Annotated in this window: 6 protein-coding genes and 1 pseudogene; 6 read left to right on the top strand and 1 reads right to left on the bottom strand. The window is 75.9% G+C overall.

The genetic code is table 11. From position 1 onward, the window contains the following. Positions 1 to 347 (bottom strand): annotated as a pseudogene (locus AB0I11_RS10650) (hypothetical protein); the annotation flags it as partial. Positions 348 to 612: 265 nt separating this feature from the next. Between AB0I11_RS10650 and AB0I11_RS10645 the strand changes: the two are divergent. The 6 genes from AB0I11_RS10645 to nadC all read left to right on the top strand — a co-directional run bounded on the left by AB0I11_RS10645 (position 613) and on the right by nadC (position 6,675). Continuing rightward, positions 613 to 1,560 carry a Rossmann-like and DUF2520 domain-containing protein gene (locus tag AB0I11_RS10645; RefSeq protein WP_357316808.1) on the top strand — a complete coding sequence of 316 codons (948 nt, stop codon included), beginning with the start codon at positions 613 to 615 and terminating at the stop codon, positions 1,558 to 1,560. Next, positions 1,557 to 2,405, top strand: coding sequence for a pantoate--beta-alanine ligase (gene panC, locus AB0I11_RS10640; RefSeq protein ID WP_357316805.1), 849 nt, complete (start codon positions 1,557 to 1,559; stop codon positions 2,403 to 2,405). The genes AB0I11_RS10645 and panC overlap by 4 nt, the downstream gene beginning before the upstream one ends. 30 nt (positions 2,406 to 2,435) lie before the next feature. Further along, the gene (gene panD, locus AB0I11_RS10635) at positions 2,436 to 2,864 is read left to right on the top strand and encodes an aspartate 1-decarboxylase (protein WP_046568382.1); all 429 of its coding nucleotides are present in this window, start codon (positions 2,436 to 2,438) and stop codon (positions 2,862 to 2,864) included. Between the two features lie 167 nt (positions 2,865 to 3,031). Further along, entirely contained in the window at positions 3,032 to 3,922 is an 891-nt protein-coding gene (locus AB0I11_RS10630; protein WP_357316801.1) for a septum formation family protein, read from the top strand. A gap of 61 nt (positions 3,923 to 3,983) precedes the next feature. Beyond that, positions 3,984 to 5,732 carry an L-aspartate oxidase gene (locus AB0I11_RS10625; RefSeq protein ID WP_357316798.1) on the top strand — a complete coding sequence of 583 codons (1,749 nt, stop codon included), beginning with the start codon at positions 3,984 to 3,986 and terminating at the stop codon, positions 5,730 to 5,732. A gap of 46 nt (positions 5,733 to 5,778) precedes the next feature. Continuing rightward, positions 5,779 to 6,675, top strand: coding sequence for a carboxylating nicotinate-nucleotide diphosphorylase (gene nadC / locus AB0I11_RS10620; RefSeq protein ID WP_357316795.1), 897 nt, complete (start codon positions 5,779 to 5,781; stop codon positions 6,673 to 6,675). Positions 6,676 to 6,733 lie beyond the last annotated feature (58 nt).

Here is a 6,733-nt window from a genome sequence, read left to right as displayed (position 1 = left end):
GCCATCGAAGGAACCCGACCGGCCGGCACCACGCGGACCGCACCCGCCGTCGTGGTCGGCCGGCCGCGCGCACCCCGCGGAGGGATCAAGCCTGACCGCCCGGAGCGGGCGGGCTCCCCCGAAACCCCCACGGCGACCGACAGCGACCGCAGCAGTTCCCCCCGACCAGCCCCCACATCCACCACGTCAAACGGAACGGGATGGCCGAGCGCGGAATCGAGAGAGGTCAGCAGCCGCAGCAGGCAGGACGCGAAGACGGGGGAGGCGTGCACGCTGGTGCGGAAGTGGGCGGCCGGTCCCGGGCCGGAGACGAAGAAGCCGTCCGGCCCGTAGAGCGCCCGGTCCATCGCGAAGCGCCAGGGGAGCGGCTCGGTAGAGGTCACCCGGCGACGGTACGGGCCCGGTGGCGCTCGACGCAGCCGTCCTCCGGGCCGAGGGGCGGTGCCACGCCCGGATCGGGCGAGGACCCCACCTGGACCGACACCTGACGCGACCGCTGAAACCGGTTTGCCGGGGTCGGTGAAGGTTTTCACACATCCTTGTTTCGGCTCTGTGGCCCCGGCGCATACTTGCCATCGACCGGTACCCCCTTCGAGGACTGGATCGATTGCCATGAGCGCACCGCTGCGCCCGCGTCCGGCCACCCCGCCGCGGGCCGCCGACGCCCCGCTCGTTTTCCCGCGCACCCTCACGGTCGGCGTGCTCGGCGCCGGCCGGGTCGGCGCCGTGCTGGGTGCGGCCCTCGCCGCGGCCGGCCACCGGGTGGTCGCCGCCGCCGGCGCCTCCGGCGCGACCCGGGCCCGGATGGCGCTGCTGCTGCCGCAGACCCCGACCCGCTCCGCCGCCGAGGTGGCCCGCGCCGCCACCGATCTGCTGATCGTGGCGGTTCCCGACGACGCCCTCGCCGGGGTGGTCGCCGACCTGGCCGAGGCCGGCGCGTTGCGCCCCGGCCAGGTGGTCGCGCACACCTCCGGCGCGCACGGGCTGGCGGTGCTGGCCCCGGCCGCCGCCGTCGGCGCGCGGCCGCTCGCGCTGCACCCGGCGATGACCTTCACCGGTACGCCGGACGACCTGGGCCGGCTGACCGGGATCTCGTACGGGGTGACCGCCCCGGCCGAGCTGCGCGCGTTCGCCGCCCGGCTCGTCACCGACCTGGGCGGGGTGCCCGAGTGGGTGGCCGAGGGCGACCGGCCGCTCTACCACGCGGCGCTGGCGCACGGCGCGAACCACCTGGTGACCCTGGTCAACGAGGCGGCCGACCGGCTGCGCGACGCCGGGGTGGACCGGCCGGAGAAGGTGCTCGCCCCGCTGCTGCGGGCCGCCCTGGAGAACGCCCTGCGGCTCGGCGACGACGCGCTCACCGGCCCGGTGTCCCGGGGTGACGCCGGCACGGTACGCCGGCACCTGGACCGGCTCGCGGCGACCGCCCCGGAATCCGTACGCCCTTATCTGGCGTTGGCCCGACGGACGGCGGACCGTGCCGTGGCGGCGGGCCGGCTGCGCCCGGCGGACGCGGAGCCGCTGCTGGACGTGCTGAACGGGATCGAGGTGGCGGCATGATCGAGCTGGTGCACACGCGCAAGGAGCTGGCCGCGGCGCGGGACGCGCTGACCGGCACGGTGGCCGTGGTGATGACCATGGGCGCGCTGCACTCCGGGCACGAGACGCTGCTGCGGGCGGCCCGGGAGCGGGCCGACCGCGTGCTCGTCACGATCTTCGTGAACCCGCTTCAGTTCGGCCCGAACGAGGACTTCGACCGCTACCCGCGCACCCTCGACGCCGACCTGGAGATCTGCCGCCGGGCCGGCGTGGACCTGGTCTTCGCCCCGTCGGTGGCCGACATGTACCCGGACGGCCAGCCGACGGTCCGGGTGAACCCGGGCCCGCTCGGCGAGGACCTGGAAGGGCTGAGCCGCCCCGGCTTCTTCCACGGGGTGCTCACCGTGGTGCTGAAGCTGCTCCAGCTCACCCGCCCCGACCTGGCCTTCTTCGGTGAGAAGGACTACCAGCAGCTCGCCCTGGTCAAGCGGATGGCCCGCGACCTGGACGTGCCGGTCGAGATCGTCGGCGTGCCGACCGTGCGCGAGCCGGACGGGCTGGCCCTGTCCAGCCGCAACCGCTACCTGTCGGGCGAGGAGCGGGCGGCCGCGCTGAGCCTCTCCGCCGCGCTGCGCGCCGGCGTCGACGCCGCCGAGCGGGGCGCGGACGCGGGTGCCGTGCTGGCCGCGGCCCACCGCGCCTTCGACTCGGGTGTCCCGGGTGCCCGCCTCGACTACCTGGTGCTGACCGACGCCGACCTGGAGCCGGGGCCGGTCGCCGGGCCGGCGCGGCTGCTGGTCGCGGCCTGGGTCGGCACCACCCGGCTGATCGACAACGCGGGGCTCCACCTCGCGCCGCGTTCCTGACCACCACGACACCCCGCGGAGAGGCGACCGATGTTCCGGACCATGCTCAAGTCGAAGATCCACCGGGCCACCGTGACCCAGGCCGACCTGCACTATGTGGGTTCGGTGACGGTGGACGAGGATCTGCTCGACGCGGCCGACCTGCTCCCCGGCGAGCAGGTGGCGATCGTGGACATCACCAACGGCGCCCGGCTGGAGACGTACGTGATTCCGGGGCAGCGGGGCAGCGGCGTGATCGGCATCAACGGCGCCGCGGCGCACCTGGTGCACCCCGGCGACCTGGTCATCCTGATCTCGTACGGGCAGATGGACGACGCCGAGGCCCGCGCGTACCGGCCGCGGGTGGTGCACGTGGACGCGGACAACCGGGTCGTGGACCTGTCGGCGGACCCGACCACCGCCGCCCCGGGCACCGCCGGTGACCCGGTGCCGAACCCGCTCGCCGCCGCGCTGAACTGAGGTCCACGCCCTCCGCCCGGCCAGCCTGCCCGGTTGCATCCGGTATCTCCGGTTTGTGGGCTGCCGGCCGGCGGGAAGGCTGATAGCGGTCTGTCACCGGAAGGTCATTTCCCGCTACCCTGGGCGGACCGTCGGAATAGACGGTCGTCGGGCTGGGGGAGGCCGCGATGGGCCGTGCGATGCGGAGCCTGGTCGCCACGGTGGCCGCCGTGGGGCTGCTGGCCGGGTGCGCCGCCCGCGGCGGGCTGGACGGGGACCTGACCGACGACTGGCGGGCGCTGCCGGCGCCGGGGCCGTTCACCCCGGCCGCCGGCGTCTGCCAGGTCGCCGACTCCACCCCGACCATCGGCCCGGACGGGTACGAGCCGGTCGACTGTGGCCTGCCGCACCGGGTGGAGACGGTGCACGTCGGGGCCTTCCCGGCGGACCGGGCCGCCCCGCCGGCCGGCGGCTCGCCGGAGCTGCGTACCGCCTTCGCCGACTGTGACGCCCGGGCCAGCGGGTACGTCGGCGACAACTGGCGGGCCGGCCGGCTGCGGCTGGCCGTGGCGCTGCCCACCGGGGCCGGCTGGGCGGCCGGTGGGCGCTGGTACCGGTGCGACCTGAGCGAGGTGGACACGGTCGAGGCGGCGGCCCGGGTGGTGACCCGGACGGGCAGCCTGCGGGACGCGCTCAAGGGCGCCTCGCCGCTGCGGCTGGGCTGCCAGCGCGCCGGCGGGAAGGCCCGGGCCCGGACCCTCACCCCGGTGGACTGCCGCACCGGGCACGACGCCGAGTTCGTCGGGGTCTGGACGGCGCCGGACCGGCCCTACCCGACGAAGGAGGCCGACTGGGCCCCCCTCTACACCGGCTGCGACACCGTCCTGGCCCGGTACGTCAACGTGCCCGACGACAAGATGCTGCGCTTCCGCACCGGCGTGGTGGTACGCCCGCCCGGCGCGGGCCGCTGGGCCGCCGGTGACCGGGGCGTCCGCTGCTACCTCTGGCTCAGCGACCGGACGGTGACCGCCTCGCTGAAGGGGGCCGGCCCGGCGGGCCTGCCGGTCCGGACGAGGTAGCCGGAACCACTCGTCCCGCCCCCGCCGCCCGCGATGAGGGACGTTCGGGTTGACTGTGCTCATGGACCTTCCGACCGTCGAGCTGCCGGCCCTGCCCGGGCTGCTCGCCGCGCCCGCACCCGGCTGGGTGGAGACCACCGACGTGATCGTGGTCGGCTCCGGGGTCGCCGGGCTGACCGCCGCGCTGCACCTGCGGGAGGCGGGGTTGCACGTCACCGTGGTCACCAAGGTCGACATCGACGAGGGCTCGACCCGCTGGGCGCAGGGCGGCATCGCCTCGGTGCTCGACCCGACCGACACGCCGGCCGCGCACGCGTCCGACACCGAGGTGGCCGGTGTCGGCCTCTGCGACCCGGCGGCGGTCCGGGTGCTGGTGGAGGAGGGCCCGACCCGGCTGCGCGAGCTGATCCGGATCGGCGCCGAGTTCGACCGCAACCCGGACGGCTCGCTGATGCTCACCCGGGAGGGCGGCCACCGGGCCGACCGGATCGTGCACGCGGGCGGCGACGCCACCGGCGCCGAGGTGCAGCGGGCGCTGCACGCGGCGGTGCACCGCGACCCGTGGATCCGGCTGGTCGAGCACGCCCTGGTGCTGGACCTGCTGCGCGCCCCCGGCGACGGCCCCGGCGGCCTCGGCCCGGCCTGCGGGATCACCCTGCACGTGCTCGGCGAGGGCAGCGAGGACGGGGTGGGTGCGCTCCTGGCCCGGGCGGTGGTGCTGGCCACCGGCGGCATGGGGCAGGTCTTCGCGGCCACCACGAACCCGTCGGTCTCCACCGGCGACGGGGTGGCGCTGGCGCTGCGGGCCGGCGCGGCGGTCACCGACGTGGAGTTCGTGCAGTTCCACCCGACCGCGCTGATCGTGCCGGCCGGTGGTCCCGGCGCCGGGCTGGCCCAGCAGCCGCTGGTCTCCGAGGCGCTGCGGGGCGAGGGCGCGTACCTGGTCGACGGGGACGGCAAGCGGTTCATGGTCGGCCAGCACGAGCTGGCCGAGCTGGCCCCGCGGGACGTGGTGGCCAAGGGCATCCACCGGGTGCTGCTGGCCACCGGCGCCGACCACGTCTGGCTGGACGCCCGGCACCTCGGCGGGGACTTCCTGGCCCGGCGCTTCCCGACCATCGTGGCCTCCTGCCTGGCCATCGGGGTGGACCCGGCCGCCGACCTGATCCCGGTCGCCCCGGCCGCCCACTACGCCTCCGGCGGCGTCCGCACCGACCTGCACGGCCGCACCTCCATCCCCGGCCTGTACGCCTGCGGTGAGGTCGCCTGCACCGGCGTGCACGGCGCGAACCGGCTGGCCAGCAACTCGCTACTGGAAGGGCTGGTCTTCTCCCGCCGGATCGCCGAGGACATCGCCGCCGGGCTGCCCGAGCAGGCGAAGCCGGCCGAGACCGGCGCCTGGGTGGGCGGGCAGGGCTGGGTGGTGCCGGCTGGCGGCACGCCGACCCTGCAACGGGCCATGACCCGGGGCGCCGGGGTGCTGCGCTCGGCGGAGACCCTGGCCGGGGCCGCCGGCACGCTCCGCGAGCTGGGCCAGGGACGGGGCACCCCGCGGACCGCCGACTGGGAGGCGACCAACCTGGTCACCGTGGCGTCGACCCTGGTCGCCGCCGCGTACGCCCGGCAGGAGACCCGGGGCTGCCACTGGCGGGAGGACTTCCCGACGGCCGACGACCGGTGGCTGGGCCACCTGGTCGGCGCGATCGGTGCGGAGAGCCGGTTGACCGAGCGCTGGGCGGAACAACCAGTGAGCGCGAGGAGTGAGCCGGTTCTGCGAGCCCCGCAGTCGGGAACGGAATTGGCCCGGTGAGCGGGCCGGTTGGGCGAGCCGGGCGGCCAGGAACGAAGGAGGCACGGTGAGGGAGTCGACTCAGCAGGCGCTGCGGGACGGTGGCCTGGACCCGGAGCGGGTCCGGCGGGTGATCGTCGACGCGCTCACCGAGGACCTGGGCCCGGATTTCCTCGACGTCACCAGCGTCGCCACCATCCCGGACGCGCAGACCGACACCGGTGACCTGGTCGCCCGGTCGGCCGGCGTGGTGGCCGGGCTGCCGGTGGCGGCGGCCGTGTTCGAGCTGGTGGGGGAGGTGACCGGGGCGGGCCGTACCGTCGAGGTGTCGCTGGTGGCCCAGGACGGGCAGCGGGTGGCGCGTGGCGATGTGCTGGCCACCGTGACCGGCCCGACCCGGCTGCTGCTCACCGCCGAGCGGACGGCGCTCAACCTGCTCTCCCGGATGTCCGGGGTGGCCACCCACACCCGGGCCTGGGCCGACGCCCTGGCCGGCACGAAGGCGATGGTGCTGGACACCCGCAAGACCACGCCGGGCCTGCGGGCCCTGGAGAAGTACGCGGTCCGCGCCGGCGGCGGCACCAACAAGCGGATGGGCCTGCACGACGTCGCCATGATCAAGGACAACCACAAGGTGGCCGCCGGCGGGATCGGGGCGGCCTACCGCCGGGTCCGGGAGGCGTTCCCGGACGTGCCCGTCCAGGTGGAGGTGGACACCCTGGCCGAGGCGGTGGAGGCGGTCGAAGCGGGGGCGGGCTTCCTGCTGCTGGACAACATGACCCCGGCGCAGCTGCGCGAGGTGGTCGCCGCGGTGGGCGACCGGGCCGAGCTGGAGGCGACCGGGGGGCTCACCCTGCCGGTGGCCGCCGAGTACGGCGCGACCGGCGTCGACTTCCTCTCGGTGGGCGCGCTGACGCACTCCTCGCCGATCCTGGACATCGCGCTGGACCTGCGGGAGGACTGAACCCGCGGCGGCGCGGGTGGCGACCGGGCGCGCTCCTCGCGCTCACCGCCGCGAGGGG

The sequence above is a fragment of the Micromonospora sp. NPDC050495 genome (genome assembly GCF_040655175.1).
Taxonomy (GTDB): Bacteria; Actinomycetota; Actinomycetes; order Mycobacteriales; family Micromonosporaceae; genus Micromonospora.
The sequence above is the reverse complement of the archived record's forward strand: the minus strand, read 5'-3'. Positions and strand labels throughout refer to the sequence as shown.